General features: G+C 68.9%; 17 protein-coding genes and 1 tRNA gene. 12 read left to right on the top strand and 6 right to left on the bottom strand.

Going from position 1 to position 18,579, the window contains the following annotated elements:
• Window positions 1–28: 28 nt before the first annotated feature.
• Entirely contained in the window at window positions 29–160 is a 132-nt protein-coding gene (locus ABZ342_RS35245; protein ID WP_360482498.1) for a hypothetical protein, read from the bottom strand.
• Window positions 160–447, bottom strand: a complete 288-nt coding sequence (locus tag ABZ342_RS35240; protein ID WP_360482480.1) for a hypothetical protein — start codon at window positions 445–447, stop codon at window positions 160–162. Before ABZ342_RS35240 ends, ABZ342_RS35245 begins: the two co-directional genes overlap by 1 nt.
• A gap of 171 nt (window positions 448–618) precedes the next feature.
• Between ABZ342_RS35240 and ABZ342_RS35235 the strand changes: the two genes are divergently transcribed.
• Complete coding sequence (locus tag ABZ342_RS35235) at window positions 619–1,110, top strand: hypothetical protein (RefSeq protein ID WP_360482477.1); 492 nt, start codon at window positions 619–621, stop codon at window positions 1,108–1,110.
• 59 nt (window positions 1,111–1,169) lie between these two features.
• Window positions 1,170–1,517 carry a hypothetical protein gene (locus tag ABZ342_RS35230; RefSeq protein ID WP_360482474.1) on the top strand — a complete coding sequence of 116 codons (348 nt, stop codon included), beginning with the start codon at window positions 1,170–1,172 and terminating at the stop codon, window positions 1,515–1,517.
• 1,216 nt (window positions 1,518–2,733) lie between these two features.
• On the opposite strand, the gene ABZ342_RS35225 is transcribed toward ABZ342_RS35230, so the two are convergent.
• Window positions 2,734–2,806, bottom strand: a tRNA-Ala gene (locus ABZ342_RS35225).
• Window positions 2,807–3,096: 290 nt separating this feature from the next.
• On the opposite strand from ABZ342_RS35225, the gene ABZ342_RS35220 reads away from it, so the two are divergent.
• The 10 genes from ABZ342_RS35220 to ABZ342_RS35175 all read left to right on the top strand — a co-directional run bounded on the left by ABZ342_RS35220 (window position 3,097) and on the right by ABZ342_RS35175 (window position 15,992).
• A complete protein-coding gene (locus ABZ342_RS35220) occupies window positions 3,097–5,283 on the top strand; it encodes an RICIN domain-containing protein (RefSeq protein ID WP_360482471.1) in 2,187 nt (728 codons plus the stop codon).
• 149 nt (window positions 5,284–5,432) lie between these two features.
• A complete protein-coding gene (locus ABZ342_RS35215; RefSeq protein ID WP_155544861.1) occupies window positions 5,433–6,002 on the top strand; it encodes an HdeD family acid-resistance protein in 570 nt (189 codons plus the stop codon).
• 13 nt (window positions 6,003–6,015) lie between these two features.
• Entirely contained in the window at window positions 6,016–6,942 is a 927-nt protein-coding gene (locus tag ABZ342_RS35210) for a ribonuclease Z (protein WP_360482468.1), read from the top strand.
• A gap of 10 nt (window positions 6,943–6,952) precedes the next feature.
• Entirely contained in the window at window positions 6,953–8,605 is a 1,653-nt protein-coding gene (locus ABZ342_RS35205; RefSeq protein ID WP_360482465.1) for an FAD-dependent oxidoreductase, read from the top strand.
• The gene (locus ABZ342_RS35200; RefSeq protein ID WP_360482462.1) at window positions 8,602–10,023 is read left to right on the top strand and encodes an ATP-binding protein; all 1,422 of its coding nucleotides are present in this window, start codon (window positions 8,602–8,604) and stop codon (window positions 10,021–10,023) included. Before ABZ342_RS35205 ends, ABZ342_RS35200 begins: the two co-directional genes overlap by 4 nt.
• Window positions 10,023–11,516 carry a carboxylesterase family protein gene (locus tag ABZ342_RS35195; RefSeq protein ID WP_360482459.1) on the top strand — a complete coding sequence of 498 codons (1,494 nt, stop codon included), beginning with the start codon at window positions 10,023–10,025 and terminating at the stop codon, window positions 11,514–11,516. Before ABZ342_RS35200 ends, ABZ342_RS35195 begins: the two co-directional genes overlap by 1 nt.
• Window positions 11,517–11,607: 91 nt before the next feature.
• Window positions 11,608–12,687 (top strand): hypothetical protein, encoded by a 1,080-nt coding sequence (locus ABZ342_RS35190; RefSeq protein ID WP_360482456.1) that lies wholly within the window; start codon window positions 11,608–11,610, stop codon window positions 12,685–12,687.
• A 1-nt stretch (window position 12,688) separates the two neighbouring features.
• Entirely contained in the window at window positions 12,689–13,819 is a 1,131-nt protein-coding gene (locus ABZ342_RS35185) for a toxic anion resistance protein (RefSeq protein ID WP_360482453.1), read from the top strand.
• Entirely contained in the window at window positions 13,819–15,429 is a 1,611-nt protein-coding gene (locus tag ABZ342_RS35180; protein ID WP_360482495.1) for an extracellular solute-binding protein, read from the top strand. The genes ABZ342_RS35185 and ABZ342_RS35180 overlap by 1 nt, the downstream gene beginning before the upstream one ends.
• Window positions 15,426–15,992, top strand: a complete 567-nt coding sequence (locus tag ABZ342_RS35175) for a hypothetical protein (RefSeq protein WP_360482451.1) — start codon at window positions 15,426–15,428, stop codon at window positions 15,990–15,992. The genes ABZ342_RS35180 and ABZ342_RS35175 overlap by 4 nt, the downstream gene beginning before the upstream one ends.
• Window positions 15,993–16,075: 83 nt before the next feature.
• On the opposite strand, the gene ABZ342_RS35170 is transcribed toward ABZ342_RS35175, so the two are convergent.
• The 3 genes from ABZ342_RS35170 to ABZ342_RS35160 form a co-directional block, all read right to left on the bottom strand.
• Window positions 16,076–16,888, bottom strand: coding sequence for an LmeA family phospholipid-binding protein (locus tag ABZ342_RS35170; RefSeq protein ID WP_360482448.1), 813 nt, complete (start codon window positions 16,886–16,888; stop codon window positions 16,076–16,078).
• Between the two features lie 197 nt (window positions 16,889–17,085).
• Entirely contained in the window at window positions 17,086–17,340 is a 255-nt protein-coding gene (locus ABZ342_RS35165; protein ID WP_155544870.1) for a hypothetical protein, read from the bottom strand.
• 333 nt (window positions 17,341–17,673) lie between these two features.
• Complete coding sequence (locus tag ABZ342_RS35160; protein ID WP_360482444.1) at window positions 17,674–18,576, bottom strand: ornithine cyclodeaminase family protein; 903 nt, start codon at window positions 18,574–18,576, stop codon at window positions 17,674–17,676.
• Between the last annotated feature and the right edge of the window lie 3 nt (window positions 18,577–18,579).

Here is an 18,579-nt window from a genome sequence, read left to right as displayed (position 1 = left end):
GGGCGTTTGCTGAGAATAGCTTGGCGAGTCAGTCTGCACTGTACGAACTATGATCATCACGTGTGGCATAGGGTTGGCGAGTCTCTGGGATTCCGGTTGACCACGGCTGCAGCAGCCAGGCGCCGCACCAGCGGGAGCGGTAGGCCTGCCACAGCTCCATCACCAGCGGCATGTCCCGGTACAGGCTGAAATCCGGTGTCGGCGCCGCACCGACCGAGCGCCAACGGACAGGTCGCGCTCCGGTTTGGACCACACGACCTCGAAGCGGTGGTCGTCGAGGACGAAGTGCACCGCGGCACCGGGTCCGGCGGTGCTGGTGGCGTGCCGGTCGGTGTAGGCCACCAACCGGGCAGGCTCGAGCCGGGCGGGCGGCAGGGCCGGGGTGCCCCACTCGTTGTCGGTGGGCCACAGGGCGCCGCAGTTGGGCTTGTCGAAGTTGCCGGGCACGCTCGCCCACCGGTGACTGCTGCGTGTCCCGCCCAACCCAAGCTCCGGCGAAAGTCTTAAGGGGACGGTGCGGACTGTAGGGGCAGTTGTCGACCATTTCTTTCCGGCAGGCCTCAGCTCTCCGAAAATCCGATCGCCTGCGCACCGAACAGCTTCGTTGCGGGCACGCAGGTGTTGACGGCCGTCCGAACCACCAAGTCCATCCAGGACATCGGACACGGCGACATGGTTCTCAATGCTTCGCCGGACGACGGGAAGGTCCAGTCGCATGTAGTCCAGGCTGTCCACGTCACGGACGACGACACAGATTTCGTCGATCTGGTCATCGCTGGTTCCGGCGGTACCGGAGTGACCACAGCCACCGCGCATCACTTCTTCTGGGATGACACAACTCGACGATGGGCGTACGCCGCTGACCTCGTGAAGGGCCAGCAACTCGATACGCCTGACGATGTTCGCGCCAGCACCTGGTCTGAAGATTGTTCGAGGGCGAATTTACTGTGCTGGAAACGGCGAGCAAGTGAGCGCCTAAAGAGTGGAACGGCTAATAGAGATGCTGCTCAGCGGGCCTTCGAAAACTGGGTCGAAAGCGGGAATATAGCCAAAGGCACTGGTCAGGCTCAAGGTTTCAGGATCATCGGTGTGCGGCTGGTGAACGTCTGATCCGCGCTTTCGGTTGTTCTGATACGATCTGACTTCGGTGCCGCCTCGTGGGAGATTTCGTGGATGCAGAAGTTGTAATTCGAGAATTCAACGGTGCGACTGTTCGTCCGGCGAGCGAGCTGAACATCCGGATAACGGTAGTCGGACTTCGGCCTGGAGAGCACGTCGTTCTGGAACACGATGGCGAGCAAGGAAGGGTCGACGTTCACTACGTCCAAGCTAGGCTTCGGCTGGAGGGGGGCTATCAGCTTGAATATCGAGCGGGGAGTGCGGCGGAACACTTCCAGACATCGACGGATTCTCGGGATGACGTGGTGGCCGCCCTCGCGGGCTGGGCGAAGGGCGACTTCTCGTGGCGAGGTAAGTTCGAGTGGAAGTCGATCGGTGAGTGGTTCACCGGCCAGTAGGCTGATCAGCGGAGCTTGCGCGTTTGAGGGTCGTAGCAGGCCAGGGAAAGTTTTCGTGCGGTTTCGGTGGCAATGCTGCAACGAGTAGTGTTGCGACATGCCGTAAAATTCTCGAGTTCGGTGGATGTGCGGCCTCGGTGACGATGTATTGATCATATAGTTCCGAAAAGAGCCTTTCGGCCCATCGGTCGACTGCAGGTCGGGCGCCGTCCCATACCGCCAAGTGGTAGCTCATGATCGCATGGTCCCATAGATGCCGCAAAACGCTGGGGGAGTACCGGACCGATAACGGTCGCTGCTGCACCGCGGTGTCGCAAAGCGTGGCTGGTGCACAGGCAGGTGGCGATCGCCGCTCATCGCTACCAGTGCGTACGAACCGGTCGATCGACCGGCTGCCTCCCCGGCGACCCGCATCTGCACGAGACGGCGTATCAACAGGGGCTATCCGCTGCGAAGAGTCTGTCGACCAGTCACCGACCGGTACGCCCGGCGCTGGGTGTGACCCAGTGGGCTCGGGAGCTGGAACGGGAGATTCGCCCCGTCGACGGCAGCGACGCGTCCGGGATGAGGGCGGGCTGCGCGGCGGTCCTGCTCGGCTTGACCTTCCATGGGCTGCGGCACGGTCACAAGATCTGGCTGATCGCGGGCGGTGCACCGGAGATCGCCCAGGCTCTGAGGCTTGGTCATCATCTGGACAATCGGGTCGTCGAGATCTACTCCCATGTCGCCCCGGAGGTCGAGCAGTGGCTGCTAGGCGATCTCGAGCGGCGCTGGCATCCCGTGGCGCCACGGCCGCCGACGCCGTCACCGAGTGTGGTCGACGGCGGGCAGGTGGCGGCGTTGTCCCCTATCGCCGCGGTCGGGGCGCCTGTGGGCCGCGCCCGAGACCAGCGGGAACACCGCGCCGACTCCGCACCGGGGCTGGGGCAGTGCTCCAGTTTTGCCCCACCGGGAGCACAGCTCCGTCGGCAAAACGCACCCGATTGGTGCCGGCTGCCCCTATCGCCGCTGGCGGGAGGGGCCAGGTCGAGGGCACAGCCCGTGAGCGGCGGCGACGTGGTGTCAGAGGTTCGGTGGGCAGGAGCGTGGTGCTCCAGAAATGCCCCAGCAGGGACAGCTAGCTTCCAGTCGAAGCTGATCACTCAAGATCGATCCCGGGCATGAAGAAACCCCTCCGACCTGCCGGAACGGCTTGACCGAAGGGGTTCTGCGAGAGTGGAGCTAAGGGGACTCGAACCCCTGACCCCCTCACTGCCAGTGAGGTGCGCTACCAGCTGCGCCATAGCCCCGAGGCGAAGGTGAACTCCGCATCTCGTATGGCAATACCGTACATGACCCCCGCACGGCCTCCGTCGAGGGGGTCCCCCTGTGAGCCGGTCCCGGTGAGCGGGGCGCTGACCTGCCACTTTAAGCCTTATTTTTAGTCGTGTATTGACTCCGGGTGTGGCCGCCGTTACATTTTCGGCGGTTGTGGCGCCGAGGTCCCCGCCCGTTACGCCGCGTCTACCCCTAGACCGGGCACGCCTCTGCCGTTTCCTGCTCTACGGACGCCGCCGTATGCGCGGCAGAGGAGGTTTCGATGAAGACGAGACGGCGGGTGATGACGCTGCTCTCCGCGGCGTTCGCCCTGGTCGCGGGCACCGCGACCGCGACGAACGCGCAAGCCGCGGTCACCCCGGACGGCTGGTACACCGTGGCCGCCGTCAACAGTGGGAAGTGCGTCGACGCTCGGGCCGCCGGGACGGCCAACGGCACCGTCGTGCAGCAGTACTCCTGCAACCAGACCGCCTCGCAGCAGTGGCAGTTCCAGTCGACCGGCGACGGCTACTTCCGGGTGAACACCCGCGGCAACCCCGCCGCGGCCTGGGACGTCACCGGCGTCTCCACCGCCGATGGCGGGCTCGTGCAGCTCTGGACCTACTCGAACGGCGCCAACCAGCAGTGGCAGGCCGTCGACGAGGGCAACGGCCGCTACCACTTCGTCAGCCGCAACAGCGGGAAGTGCCTCGACGTCCCCGGGGCCTCCGTCGCCGATTCCGTGCAGCTCCAGCAGTACGCCTGCAACGGCACCACCGCCCAGTCGTTCATCCTGAACCCCGTGAACACGACGCAGCCCGGTCAGCCGGATCTCGGCCCGAACGTGGTGATCTTCGACCCGTCGATGCCCAGCTCGACGATCCAGAGCCGGCTCAACAGCATCTTCAGCCAGCAGGAACGCAACCAGTTCGGCAGCCAGCGCTACGCCGTCATGTTCAAGCCCGGCACGTACTCCAACGACGTCAACGTCGGCTTCTACACGCAGGTGCTGGGCCTCGGCCTGAGCCCCGACGCCGTGACGATCAACGGCGCCGTGCACGTCGAGGCGGACTGGTTCCCGCCGCAGAACGCGACGCAGAACTTCTGGCGCGGCGCCGAGAACCTGTCCGTGAACCCGACCGGCGGCGCCGACCGCTGGGCCGTCAGCCAGGCCGCGCCGTACCGCCGCATGCACGTCCGCGGTGACCTGCAGCTCGACGACGGCGGCTGGGCCAGCGGTGGCTGGATCTCCGACTCGAAGATCGACGGCCAGGTCCGGTCCGGCTCGCAGCAGCAGTGGATCTCGCGCAACTCGCAGTTCGGCAGCTGGAACGGCTCCAACTGGAACATGGTCTTCGCGGGTGTCCAGGGCGCCCCGCAGAACACCTTCCCGGCGCCGCCGTACACCACCGTCAACCAGACGCCGGTCGTGCGCGAAAAGCCGTTCCTCTACATCGACAGCGCCGGCAACTACCAGGTCTTCGTGCCCGGCGTGAAGACCAACGCGTCCGGCACGAGCTGGGCGAACGGCACCGCGCCGGGTACCTCGCTGCCGATCGACCAGTTCTACATCGCCAAGCCCGGCGCCACCGCCGCGGACATGAACGCCGCGCTCGCCGCGGGCAAGAACCTGCTGGTCACGCCGGGTGTCTACCACCTCAACCAGGCGCTGCGCGTCACCCGGCCGGACACCGTCGTGCTCGGGCTCGGCATCGCCACGATGGTGCCGGACAACGGCGTCACCGCGATGAACGTCGACGACGTCGACGGCGTCAAGGTCGCCGGCCTGCTGATCGACGCCGGCACGACCAACTCGAACACCCTCATGCAGGTCGGCCAGGCCGGCTCGACCGCCGACCACTCGGCCGACCCGACGTCGCTGCACGACGTCTTCTTCCGGATCGGCGGCGCCGCCGTCGGGAAGGCGACGAACAGCCTGGTCGTCAACAGCAACAACGTGATCGGCGACCACATGTGGATCTGGCGCGCCGACCACGCCGACCGCAACGAGTACGTCGGCTGGACCACCAACACGGCCGACAACGGGCTCACCGTCAACGGCAACAACGTGACGATGTACGGCCTGTTCGTCGAGCACTACCAGAAGACGCAGGTCGTCTGGAACGGCAACGGCGGCCGGACGTACTTCTTCCAGAACGAGATGCCCTACGACGTGCCGAACCAGGCCGGCTGGATGAACGGGTCCACGAAGGGCTACTCCGCCTACAAGGTGGGCCCGAACGTCACCAGTCACGAGGCGTGGGGGCTGGGCAGCTACTGCTACTTCAGCACCAACCCGGCCGTCGCCAGCGCTCACGCGTTCGAGGCGCCGAACACCTCGGGTGTCCGGTTCCACGACATGGTGACCGTGTCGCTCAACTACCAGGGCACGATCACGCACGTCATCAACACCACGGGTGACACGACCCCGGCCGGCACCAAGCCGGTCAACCTGGTCAGCTACCCCTGAGCAACCGGCGTGCGCCGTGGTGGCGGCCGCGGCGCACGCCGGTCCTATTTGTCCGGACACTGTGGACGCATGGCCCGAACGGGTGGTGAATCACGCCGGCCGGGCGATCAGTCGCGATAATGGGACGCCCCACACCCGAGGAGCGACCCATGACCTCCTTCGCAGCGTTTTCCGTTGTCGAACCCCGCCGAGCCTGGCCGATCGCCGCCGTCCGTGGCGTGTTCGCCGTGCTTTTCGGGCTCTTCGCCCTGATCTGGCCGGGCGCCACGGTGCTCGTGCTGGCGATCCTGTACGGCGTGTACGCGATCGTCGACGGCATCGGCGGCCTGATGCAGGCCTTCCGCCCGGGCGACACCGGCCACCGCGTGGCCTACGGAATCCTCGGCGCGCTCGGCATCATCGCCGGAATCCTGGTCCTGGTCTGGCCCGGGATCACGGTTCTGCTCCTGGCCCTGCTGGTCGGCCTGTGGGCGATCATCACCGGCGTCGCCGAGATCGCCGCCGCGATCCGCCTGCGCAAGCAGATCCAGGGTGAGGCGTTCCTCATCGCCGCCGGCGCGCTCTCCGTGATCGCCGGTGTGCTCATCGTGATCAACCCGATCGCCGGCGCGTTCGGCATCGCGCTGCTCGTCGGCATCTACGCGCTGCTCTACGGGATCATGCTGCTGGTGCTGGCCTTCCGGCTGCGCAAACTGGGGGACACCGCTCCCGCCGCGTGAGTAGCGTGCGGGGGTGTCGACCCGCGAACTGGTGGTGCTGGGCACCGCGAGCCAGGTGCCCACGCGCCACCGCAACCAGAACGGCTACTTGCTGAGATGGGACGGCGAGGGCCTCCTCTTCGACCCCGGCGAAGGCACCCAGCGGCAGATGCTGCGGGCGGGTGTCGCCGCCACGGACATCACCCGGATCTGTCTCACGCACTTCCACGGCGACCACACCCTCGGCCTGCCCGGCGTGATCCAGCGGCTGTCGCTGGACGCGGTCAAGCACCCGGTCCACGCCCACTTCCCGGCGTCCGGCGCGCACTACTTCGAGCGGCTGCGGCACGCGACGTCGTTCTACGAGCAGGCCGATCTACGCGAACTCCCGATCGCCGAGGACGGCCCGATCGTCACCGGGAAGTTCACGCTCGAGGCCCGGCGCCTCAGCCACCCGGTCGAAGCCTTCGGTTACCGCCTGGTCGAGCCGGACGGCCGCACCATGCTCCCCGGAAAACTCCGGGAACGCGGCATCGCGGGCCCGGACGTCGGCAAGCTCCAACGGGAAGGACACCTCGGGGGCACGAGACTCGAAGACGTCAGCACGCCCAGGCCGGGCCAGCGGTTCGCGTTCGTCATGGACACCCGCCTCTGCGACGCCGTGTACGCGCTCAGCGAAAAAGCCGACATGCTCGTGATCGAGTCGACGTTCCTGGCGGAAGACACCCGGCTGGCGGAAGACTTCGGGCACCTGACCGCGCGGCAGGCCGCCCGCGTCGCCGCCGAGTCCGGCGTCCGGCAGCTCGTGCTGACCCACTTCTCCCAGCGCTACCCCGACCCGCAGCGCTTCCTGGACGAGGCGAAAGCCGAGTTCGACGGCGAGATCGTGGTGGCCGAGGACCTGGAGCGGGTCCAGGTGCCGAAACGCCGGTCCTCCCCAGGCGGCCACCCGGCGCCGTAGGCTGCATCTCGTGAGCCAGCCGATCCTGATGACCGTCGACGACGATCCCGCCGTGTCCCGCTCGGTCGCCCGTGACCTGCGGCGCCGCTACGGGAAGGACTACCGCGTCATCCGCGCCGACTCCGGTGCGGACGCCCTCGACGCCCTGCGCGAGATCAAGCTGCGCGGCGACGCCGTCGCGGCGATCCTCGCCGACTACCGGATGCCGCAGATGGACGGGATCGCCTTCCTCGAGAAGGCGATGGACCTGTTCCCGCACGCCCGCCGCGCCCTGCTGACCGCCTACGCCGACACCGACGCCGCGATCCAGGCGATCAACGTCGTCGACGTCGACCACTACCTGCTCAAGCCGTGGGACCCGCCGGAGGAGAAGCTCTACCCGGTGATCGACGCCCTGGTCGAGACCTGGAAGGCCGTCGGCGACAAGCCGGTCGAAGAGGTCAAGCTCATCGGCCACCGCTTCAATTCGCCGTCGTTCCACATGCGCGACTTCCTCGCCCGCAACGCCGTCCCGTACCGGTGGTACTCGGTCGAAGACGACGAGGGGCGCCGGATCCTGCAGGCCGCGGAGGCCACCGACGCCGACATCCCGGTCGTCGTCACCCCCGACGGCACCGTCCTCAAGCACCCCTCCGGCAGCGAGATCGCCGACGCGGTCGGCTTGTCGACCCGTCCGGCGCAGGAGTTCTACGACCTCGTCGTGATCGGCGGGGGACCGGCCGGCCTCGGCGCCGCCGTCTACGGCGCGTCCGAGGGCCTGCGCACGGTGCTCGTCGAGAAGAAGGCCACCGGTGGCCAGGCCGGCACCAGTTCGCGCATCGAGAACTACCTCGGCTTCCCCGACGGCGTCTCCGGCGCGCAGCTGACCGACCGGGCGCGGCGCCAGGCGCAGAAGTTCGGCGCCGAGGTGCTGACCGCGCGCGACGTCGTCGGCCTCGAAGCCCGCGGCTCGTCGCGGGTCGTCACCTTCGGCGACGGCAGCGAGATCGCCGCGCACTCGGTGATCCTCGCCAGCGGCGTCACCTACCGCGCGCTGGACGCCGAGGGCATCGAGGAGCTGAGCGGCCGCGGCGTCTACTACGGCTCGGCCGCGACCGAGGCGCCCGAGTGCAAGGGCGAGCACGTCTACATCGTCGGCGGCGCCAACTCCGCCGGACAGGCGGCGGTGTTCTTCTCCCGACACGCGAGCGACGTCACGATCCTCGTGCGCGGGGAGTCGCTGGAGTCATCGATGTCGCACTACCTGATCGAGCAGATCGCCGGCATCGAGAACATCCACGTCCGCACGCACACCACGGTCAAGCAGGCCCACGGCGACGAGCACCTCGAACGCCTCACGCTGTGCGAGAACGGCGTCGCCGAGACGGTCGAGAGCGGCCACCTGTTCATCTTCATCGGTGCCGCCCCGCGCACCGAGTGGCTCGGCGACGCGATCCACCGCGACGAGCACGGCTTCGTGTGCACCGGCCCCGACCTGACGGCGAACGGGCAGCGGCCGGCGGGCTGGACCCTCGACCGTGATCCGCACTACCTCGAGTCGTCCGTCCCCGGTGTGTTCGTGGCCGGTGACGTGCGGGCGCAGTCGGTCAAGCGGGTGGCGTCCGCGGTCGGCGAAGGCGCGATGGCCGTGACGCTGGTACACCGGTACCTGGAGGAACAATGAGCGCACTGCCGCGGGAAGAGCTTCGCGGGCTCTTCCTTTTCGAACACCTTTCCGAAGACCAGCTCGACTGGATCGCCGCCAACGCCGTGCTCGAGGAGTACGCGGCCGACTCCACCGTCATCAGCGAGGGCGACGAGGCGACCTGCTTCTACGTCCTGCTCGGCGGCGCGATCCGGATGACGCGCCTGGTCAGCGGCACCGAGGTGGAGACCAACCGGTCCGACCAGCGCGGCGCCTACTTCGGCGCGACGCAGTTCTTCGTGCACCAGGAGAGCGAGCACACCTACAACGCCACGGTGCGCGCGCTGTCCGACGTCACGTTCCTGACGCTGCCGTCGAAGGAGTTCTCCTTCGAGTTCCGCCGGTGGTTCCCGATGGCGACGCACCTCCTCGAGGGCATGTACCTCGGCTGGCGCAACAGCGACACCGTGATCGGCTCGCGTCGCCGTCTCCTCGCCCTCGGCGAACTCTCGGCCGGTCTCACGCACGAGCTGAACAACCCGGCCGCGGCCGCCGTCCGGGCGACGTCCGCCCTGCGCGAACGCGTCGCCGGGATGCGGCACAAGCTCGCCTTCCTCGCCAAGAAGGACATCGATCCGGAGCTGCTCTACCAGCTCATCGACGTCCAGGAACGCCTGGTCAAGCAGGTCGTCAACGCCGAAAAGCTGTCCGCGATGCAGCAGGCCGACCGCGAGGACGAGATCACCGGCTGGTTCGAGGACCGCGGCATCGACCAGGGCTGGGACCTCGCCGACATCTACGTCCGCGCCGGCCTGACCACGACCGACCTGGACAACGTCCTCGAGCAGGTCGGTGACACCTTCATCGACGGCGCCGTCCGCTGGCTCGCCTACGCGCTCGAGACCGAGATGCTGATGGGCGAGATCGAGGACTCGACGACCCGTATCTCCGCGCTGGTCGGCAAGGCCAAGCAGTACTCCCAGATGGACCGCGCGCCGCACCAGTGGGTCGACGTCCACGACGGCCTCGACTCCACGCTCGTCATGCTCGCGGGCAAGATCGGCCCCGGGATCCGCGTCGTGAAGGAGTACGACCGCGGTCTGCCGAAGATCCCGGCGTACCCGGCCGAGCTGAACCAGGTCTGGACGAACGTCATCGACAACGCCCTCGGCGCGATGCAGGGCGAAGGCACGCTGACGCTGCGGACGTGGGGCCAGAACGACCAGGTCCGCGTGGAGATCGGCGACACCGGCCCCGGCATCCCGGCGGACATCAAGCAGCGGATCTTCGAGCCGTTCTTCACGACGAAACCGGTCGGCGAAGGCACCGGCCTCGGCCTGGACATCTCGTGGAAGATCGTCGTCGAACGCCACCAGGGCGACCTGCGCGTCGAGTCCGAGCCCGGCAACACCCGGTTCGAGATCTGCCTGCCGACGGTCGAGCAGGCCTCGCTCTGATGGCTTCCGTCCCGACGGTCACGACCGAGCTCGGGGCGCTGGTGGGGCTGGCGGGCGACGGCGTCCGCCGGTGGCGCGGGATCCCGTACGCCCGCCCGCCGGTCGGGGAGCTGCGGTGGAAGGCGCCGCGGCCGCCGTCGCTCTCGGGCGGCGTGCACGTCGCGACGGAGTACGGGCCGCACGCGATGCAGGCACCGGACCCGATGAACCCGTCCGCCGTGTGCGACGAGGACTGCCTGTACCTCAACGTCTGCACGCCGGAAGGTCCGGTCCCCGAGGGCGGGTGGCCGGTGCTGTTCTGGCTGCACGGCGGCGGGTACCGCGTCGGCCACGGCGAGCAGCTCGGCGACGGCGAGGAGTTCGCGCGCGCCGGGATCGTCGTCGTCACGATCAACTACCGCCTCGGCTCGCTCGGCTTCCTGCACCTCGCCGGGATCTTCGGCGAGTCCGAAGCGGACGCCGGGGTGTGCGGGTTCCTCGACCAGGTCGAGGCCTTGAAGTGGGTGCGCCGCAACGTTTCCGCGTTCGGCGGCGACCCCGCCCGGATCACCGTCTACGGCGTCTCGGCGGGCGCGAAGAGCGTCGGGAACCTGATGGGCAGCCCGCTGGGCGCGGGGTTGTTCGCCCAGGCGATCAGCAGCAGCGGCGGCGCGGACCACGTCGCGACGCCGGAAGCCGGGACCGCGCTGGCCCGGCGGCTCCTCGACGAGGTCGGCTGCCACGACGCCGAGACGTTGCGCTCGTTGCCGGCCAAGGAGTTCGTCGAGGCGCAGGAACGGATCCTCACCGGCTTCCAGGCGCTGTGGCTGTGGCGGCCGACGCTGCACCCCCGCGTGCTGCCGGAGGTCCCGATCGAGCCGATCCGCCGGGGGAGCGCGGCCGGCGTCTCGCTGCTCGTGGGCTGCAACAGCAACGAGGGCAGCACGTACGCGCTGATGCTCGGCGACGACGTCGCGACGGCGCCGGCGAGCGGCGTGCTGAACGGAATCCTCGGCGACGAAGGCGCTTCGCGGCTTCTCGAGACGTACCTTCGCCGCGTCCCCGACCTGAAGTCCGCGAAGATCGCCGCGATGGGCGATGAGCGCTACGGCGTCCCGACGCAGCGCCTCGCCGACGCGCAGTCCGCCTACGCGGCCGTCTACCGCTACCGCATCGACATCGCCGCGCCCGGCGTGCCCGAACAGCTCGACGGCGGCCACGGCACCGAGACGACGATGGCGTGGAAGACGCCGCTGCCGCTCGCCACGCAGGGCTCCGCCGTCAACCCGAAGCGCGAACGCGCGGCACTGCTCATCCACCGCAGCTGGGTGCGGTTCATCCGGGACGGCGTCGCGGACGCCGACGGTCCCGAATGGCCGCCGTACGGCCCAGAACTGCGACCGGTGCTGGTTTTCCGGGAAGACACGGATCTGGTGCTCGACCCACGATCCGACGAGCGGAACGCCTGGGGCGACACGGAATGGGAGTCCGGGACCTGGTTCCCGGTGACCTGAGACCGTTCCTTCACCCGTTGTTCACTTCGAACCGGACTGCTCCCGCGTCAAATGGGCGAAGGCCCTGAAGGGCCGTCGAGGGGAGTGGCTCGTGAAACGCCGGGTGTCCATCGGGCTGGCCGTGGTGCTGCTGCTGGCCGTCGTCGCCGTGATCATCTGGGGCCGGGGGGACGACACCGCGCAGGGTGGCGACCTGACCACCGTGCGCGGCGTGATCGGTTCGGAGAAGCAGGCCTTCTTCACCGACCAGCGCGTCGTCGACGCGTTCGCCCGCCACGGCTTGAAGGTCGAAGTGGACACCGCGGGATCGCGGCAGATCGCGACGACCGTCGACCTCGGGAAGTACGCGTTCGCGTTCCCGTCGTCGTCGCCCGCCGCGCAGAAGATCCAGCGCGACCGCAAGGTGACCACGGTCTACACGCCGTTCCAGTCGCCGATGGCGATCGCATCGTTCGAGCCGATCGTTTCTTTGTTGCGGGCCAATGGGGTGGTGCACAAGGGCGCCGGCGACTACGACGTCCTCGACATCGCGAAGTACCTCGACCTGGCGAAGGCCGGAACGCGCTGGGACCAGCTGCCCGGCAACACCGCGTACCCGGCGCGCAAGAACGTCCTCGTCACGACAACCGACCCGCGCGAGTCGAACTCCGCCGCGATGTACCTGTCGATCGTTTCCTTCGTGGCGAACGGCAACACCGTCGTCAGCACGCCCGACCAGGAGGCGAAGGTGCTGCCCGCGGTGTCGAAGCTGTTCCTGGACCAGGGGTACACGCAGAACAGCACCGAAGGGCCGTTCGAGGACTACCTGGCGGCGGGGATGGGGAAGACGCCGCTCGCGCTGATCTACGAGTCGCAGTTCGTCGACCGGGTCGTCCGCGGCGACGGCTCGATCCGGCCGGACATGCGCATGATCTACACCGCGCCGACGGTGTACTCGAAGCACACGCTCGTCCCGCTCTCCGGTGACGGCGACAAGGTGGGGCAGCTCCTCGCGACCGACCCCGAGCTGGGCAAGCTCGCCGCGACCTTCGGGTTCCGCACGAACAACCCGCAGCTGTTCGCGGACGTCGCCGCCCCGGCGCACGCGCCGGCCGACCTCGTGGACGCCGTCGAACCGCCGTCGTTCGAGACCCTCGAACGGCTGCTCGACGCCGTCGGCAAGCAGTACTGACATGGACGAGTTCACCCTCGCGCCGCCCGAGCCGGTGACGGCGATCCCGGTCGAGCGCGCCGCCGGGCTCATCACGCTCAGCGACGACACCCGGTCGGAAGTCGCCGTTCGCGCCGCGAAGTTCGCTTCGCGGCTGGAATCCCTCGACGTCCGGTCGCCGGAGTTCACGGACCTCCTGGACGAGCTGCTGGCCGTCGGCGAGGCCGACATGCGGGCCGCGGCCGGCGTCGCGGGGTCGATGCTGGACCGGTCCCTGCGCAGCGCGGCCTCCCCGCAGGACGGGGTCACGACGAGTCTCACCAGCCTGCGCCGCACGGTCGCCGAGCTGGACCCGGCGAAGCTCCCGCTGACCGGGCGCAAGCTGCTTGGGATGTTCCCGGTCGCCCAGGGCGCGAAGCGGGCCCTGGACCGCTACCGCGCGGCGAACGAGCCGGTCAACGCGCTGGTCGTCGACCTCCGCGGCCGCCAGGACGTCCTGCGTCGCGACAACGCCGCGATCAAGGGCGAGCGTGAGCGGCTGTGGAAGGTCATGGGCAAGCTCGCCGAGGCGGCCGCGTTCGCCGAGGCCGTCGACGGCGCGATCGAGGCGCAGGCCGGCGTCTTCGACCTGACGGATCCCGCGCGCGCCAACGCGTTGCGCGCCGACGTGCTGTACCCGATCCGGCAACGCCACCAGGACCTGCTGACCCAGCTCGCGGTCAGCGCGCAGGGCTACCTCGCGCTGGACCTGGTGCGCAAGAACAACGACGAGCTGGTCCGCGGCGTCGAGCGGGCGGTGTCGACGACCGTGTCCGCGCTGCGGGTCGCCCTGCTGGTCAGCGGCGCTCTGGCGAGCCAGCGCGACGTCCTCGACGAGGTCGCGGCGCTGCAGGCGACCACCGACGGGCTGATCCGCGCCAACTCGGAGCTCCTGACGCTGCAGTCCGCGGAGATCCGCAAGGCGAGCAGCGACCCGGCCGTCGCGACCGAGACGATCCGGCAGTCGTTCGACCGGATCTACGCCTCGATCGACGCGATCGACGGGTTCCGCGCCGACGCCGTCCGCAGCATGGCGGCGACCGTCGAGTCGCTGTCCGGCGAGATCCGCCGCGCCGAAGACCACCTGCGGCGCTCGCACGAGGGGGAAGCATGATCAGGAGGCTTTTCGCGCTGGGGCTCTGCGCTTTGGTGCTGGCGGGGTGCTCTGAGCCGTCGTCCGCGCCGCTGGGGGAGCCCGAGCCGGGGACGCTGCGGATCCTCGCGGGCAGCGAACTGGCGGACATGCAGCCGGTGCTCGACGAAGCCGCTCGCGCCACCGGAGTGACGGTCAAGTTCACCTTCACCGGGACCCTCGAAGGCGCCGAAGCGCTGGCGAACGGCAGCGTCGACGGCAAGTACGACGCCGTCTGGTTCTCCTCGAACCGTTATCCCGCGGGCATTCCCGAAGCGGCGAAGCGACTCGGGAACCAGGTGAAGATCATGAGCTCGCCGGTGGTGCTGGGGCTGGCGTCGTCCGTGGTGCAGCGGCTCGGCTGGGCGGGCAAGCCCGTCAGCTGGGGCGAGATCGCCGCGCAGGCGGGGAAGAAGGCGTTCAGCTACGGGATGACGGACCCGTCGGCGTCGAACTCGGGGTTCTCGGCGCTGGTCGGCGTCGCGTCGGCGCTCGCGGGCGCGGGCAACGCGATCGACGCCCAGCAGATCGCTTCGGTGACTCCGCAGCTGACGCAGTTCTTCAGCGCCCAGGCACTTTCGGCCGGGTCGTCAGGCTGGCTGTCGGACGCGTACACGCGGCGCGCGACCGGCCAGGACCCGGGGCAGAAGGTCGACGGGCTCATCAACTACGAGTCCGTGCTGCTCTCGGCGAACGCGTCCGGGAAGCTGCCCGAACCGCTGACGCTCGTCTACCCGAGCGACGGCGTCGTCACAGCGGACTACCCGCTCTCCTTGCTGGCCGACGCCGGTTCGGACGCGCGTTCCGCGCACCAGCGGCTTTCGGACTACCTGCGGACGCCCGACGTCCAGAAGAAGATCATGGAGACCACGCAGCGGCGGCCGGTGGTCCCGGGCGTCGCGCTGGCACCGCAGTTCGCGGCGCACGACCTCGTCGAGCTGCCGTTCCCGGCGACGCAGCAGGCGGTCGACGCGCTGCTCCAGGCCTACTTCGACAAGATCCGGCGGCCGTCGCGGACGCTGTACGTGCTCGACACGTCCGGGTCGATGAAGGGCGATCGCATCGACTCGCTGCGGAGCGCGCTGGTCGGGCTGACGGGCGCGGACACGTCGCTGACCGGGCGGTTCCGGCGGTTCCGGAGCCGGGAGGAGGTGACGATGCTGCCGTTCAACTCGAGTCCTTCGCGGCCTTCGACATTCACCGTGCCGGAGCAGAACCCCCAGGGCGAGCTGGACCGCATCAAGGCGTTCGCCGAGGGGCTGTCGGCCGGCGGCGGGACGGCGATCTACGACAGCCTGTCCGAGGCCTACCGGGTGCTGGAACCGTTGGCGGCGCGCGATCCCGACCGGTTCACCTCGATCGTCCTGATGACCGACGGCGAGAACGCGAACGGCTCGTCGTTGGCGGACTTCCAGGCGTCGTTCGGCTCGCTGCCGCCCGCCATGAAGCAGGTGCCGGTGTTCACCGTGCTGTTCGGGGAGGGCAGCAGCGACGAGCTGACCCAGGTCGCCGGGTCCACCGGCGGCAAGGTGTTCGACGCGCGGAAAGTCCAGCTGTCCAGCGTGTTCCAGGAGATCCGCGGGTACCAATGATGCTGCGCTACCTGGGGTCGACCAAGAACCTCCTCGGCTGCGTCGGGGGGCTTCTCGGTGTCGTGCTGTACCTGACCGGCGTGGTCGGGTGGTTCTGGCCGTTCGTCGTGGTGGCGTTGTACCTGGTGGGGGCGCTGCTCGCGCCTCCCGAGAAGGTCCGGTTGGTGCCGGACACCTCGGCCGAGCTGCGCTCTTCGCTGGAAGTCCTGGTGCGCCGGGTCTCGGCGCAGGCTTCGCGCATGCCCGCGTCCACTGTGGACACTGTGGGGCGCATCGCCGAGGTTCTGCGGGACCTGCTGTCGCAGCCCGCGCGGCTCGCGGCCGATCCCGACCTGCAGCACTCGGTCGGACGGTTGGCGCGCACGGATCTGCCGCTGTCGCTGGAAACCTATTTGAACCTGCCGTGGTGGTTCGCTTCGCGGCGGACCGGTGCGGGCGAGGAACTGGCGGCGCAGCTGGGTTTGCTCGAGGCGGAGGCGCACCGGGTGGCCGAGCGGTTCTACGCCTCCGAGGTCGACCGGCAGGCCGATCACACGCGGTATCTGCGGGACCGGGACGCGTGAATCCGGGGCCTTACCCTTGTGAGTGATGACGTTCGAACAAGCGTTCTAGTAGCGTTTTCGGTGTCCGGCTCGTCGAGGAGGGGTCATGAACGGGTACCGAGGTTCGGCAGGGTCAGTGTCATCGCGGCGGTCGTCAGCCAGCTCAGCAAGTCCGCCAGTGGAATGCGGGAGAGTCGGTCCGGCCATTCCTCCGCCACCGTGTGCAGCACGAGTTCGTCCTGCCGTGGCTCGACTTCCGTCAGCTTTATGCCCGGCGGGAGTTCCGGCAGGGGAAGCACGATGGGCCGGAAGCGCTTCGGTGGCCGGAGCTTCCGCTGTCCGATGTGGAGGTTCCGCGGCTCGAGCACCACGGCGTCGTCCTCTACCCGGGCCTCCAACGTCAGGTGGCCCCACTGCGGCTTCTTGGCCCAGTGGATCTGGAGCAGTCCGCTTCCGGCCGGGGCGGCGACGATCCCGGGGCGGACTTTCGCCACCCGTTCGCGCAGCACGTCCGCGGACACGGCGATCCGCAGTTCGACGCGGGCCGGCTTGGCGGCCGGCGTGGGCAGCGAGCGGAGGCGGACGTCTTCGGCGAGCACGGTGACCCGGCGCAGCGGAATGCTGCCGCCTTCGGGCTCGGGCCAGTCGACGTCCTCGGCGACGATCCGGACGTCTCCGACGCGGCCGGTGGCCAGGCGGAGGCTGTCGGCCGGGTAGTCGAGTTCGGTGAGCGTCAGCCCGACGTCGCGGCCGTCGACCTTGGCCGTCAGCCGGCGCCCGACGAGCTGCTCGGTCACGGTGCGCGCCAAGGCGGCCGGCGTCACCGGGACGTTCGGGAGCAGAGAACGTCCGGCCGCGGCCAGCCCGGCCAGTTCGGGCCAGGGCGACCAGCCGTCGAACCACCTGCCGTCGCTCATCCGTCCAGTGTCGCCGAAGGGGAGGAGGTATGCCGACAGGAGGTCACGCGAAAGCGGCGATTCTCACGCGGCGGTGGTGGCACCGAAGATGGGTGCGGTGGCTTGTCGCACCCGTCGACGAGGTGGTGCACCACCTGCCGTCACCGGAGGGGGCGGTGACGACAGGTGGCCGTTCGGAGGGCGGCGTCGCCCGCCGGTCACCGGCCCGCGAACCGGGCGATGATGCCGGTGATGACCAGCCAGAACACCGCGGCCAAGCCGAAGTCGAGGATGACCTGCAGGCTGGCGTTGTCCACGTTGAACAGCCCCGGCCAGAACAACGCGAGGGGGACCGCCAACGACTTGATGAAGATGAAGAATGCGTTGCCGGCGTTCGCACCGGCGAGCACCATGATCATGTAAAGGACTTCGATCCCCGCGAAGATCGCGCCGATCGCCGTGATGACCCGCACGGCCGTGTTCCGTCTGGTGGTGGTTCGCCAAGGAGACATGTCCGGAAAATTCCCGGAACGGGTGACCGATCAAACGCTCCAACCCCAAGATTGCGCCGTTCGGCGGCTCCCGTTGCTCTCTGCCGCCCCTCCCGCACAGTCCGCAGCCCCTCCCGATGCCCCTCCAGTCACGCATGATGCCCACCCAGTCACGCTCGATGCCCCTCCAAACACGCGCGATGCCCGCCCAGCCACGCGAGGTCCGCCCTCGGTCACGCGTGTTCGGTCCTTGATCGCGCGAGTTCCGGGGTTGGTGCCCTCGGCCGGGGTTCGCGTTTCGTCCGTTCGCGACCGTCACCGTGGTCCGGCGTCACCCAGCAACCGGGCGATGGCCCAATCCTGCACGGCGAGCCCCACCGACTTGAACACCGTTCGTCCACCCACCGCCGGCGGCGTCCGCAGCGCGTCACCGAGCTCGACCAACGAGGAGCGCTCCACCGACCCACTCTCCACCGCGTGGATCACCTCGCCGGCCTCCTCGAGCACGGCCTCGACCTGATCCACCACGACACACCCGGCGGTACCGAGCAGCTCGACCGGAAGCTCCCGCATGGAAGGCAGATAGGACCCGATCGCGTTGACGTGGACCTGCTCGGGCAGATCGTCCACCTCGAAGAGAGGAGTCGAAGACGAAGTAGCGCAGCACACGATTTCCGCATCGGCGACCGCGTCGGCAGCCGACGCTGCGACCCGCGTCGCGATCCCCGGGAACTCGGCACGCAAACGGTCCGCGAACCCGTGAGCACGCGACGGATTCCTTCCGAACACCGCCAGCCGGCTCACCGGCCGCACCGCCGCCACCGCCCGCACCTGGTCGGCGGCCTGGGCGCCGGTGCCCAGGAGAGCCAAGCGGCTGGCGGAGGTCGGCGCGAGCAAGTCCGTCGCGACACCGGACGCCGCGCCCGTGCGCAGGGTGGTCACCTCGATCGCGTCGGCGACCACTTGGCCCGCGGCGGTGTTCCACACCAGCGTCCCCAGGATCATCGGCGTGCGGCCGGCGACGAGACTGAGCGTCTTGACCACCGTCGTCGACGTCGGCGTGTGGCACGCGCTCATCACCAACGTCGTGCCGCCACCGAAGGACAACCGTTGCGGCACCACGAAACGGCCGGCGGCGAGGTCGAGGAAGGCTTCCCGCACCGCGTCGACGGCCGCGGCCATCGGCACGGCCGCCCGGACGGCGTGAGCATCGAGCATGAA

The sequence above is a fragment of the Amycolatopsis sp. NPDC005961 genome (assembly GCF_040629235.1).
GTDB lineage: Bacteria > Actinomycetota > Actinomycetes > Mycobacteriales > Pseudonocardiaceae > Amycolatopsis > Amycolatopsis camponoti.
This window is presented reverse-complemented; position numbering and strand designations above follow the sequence as displayed.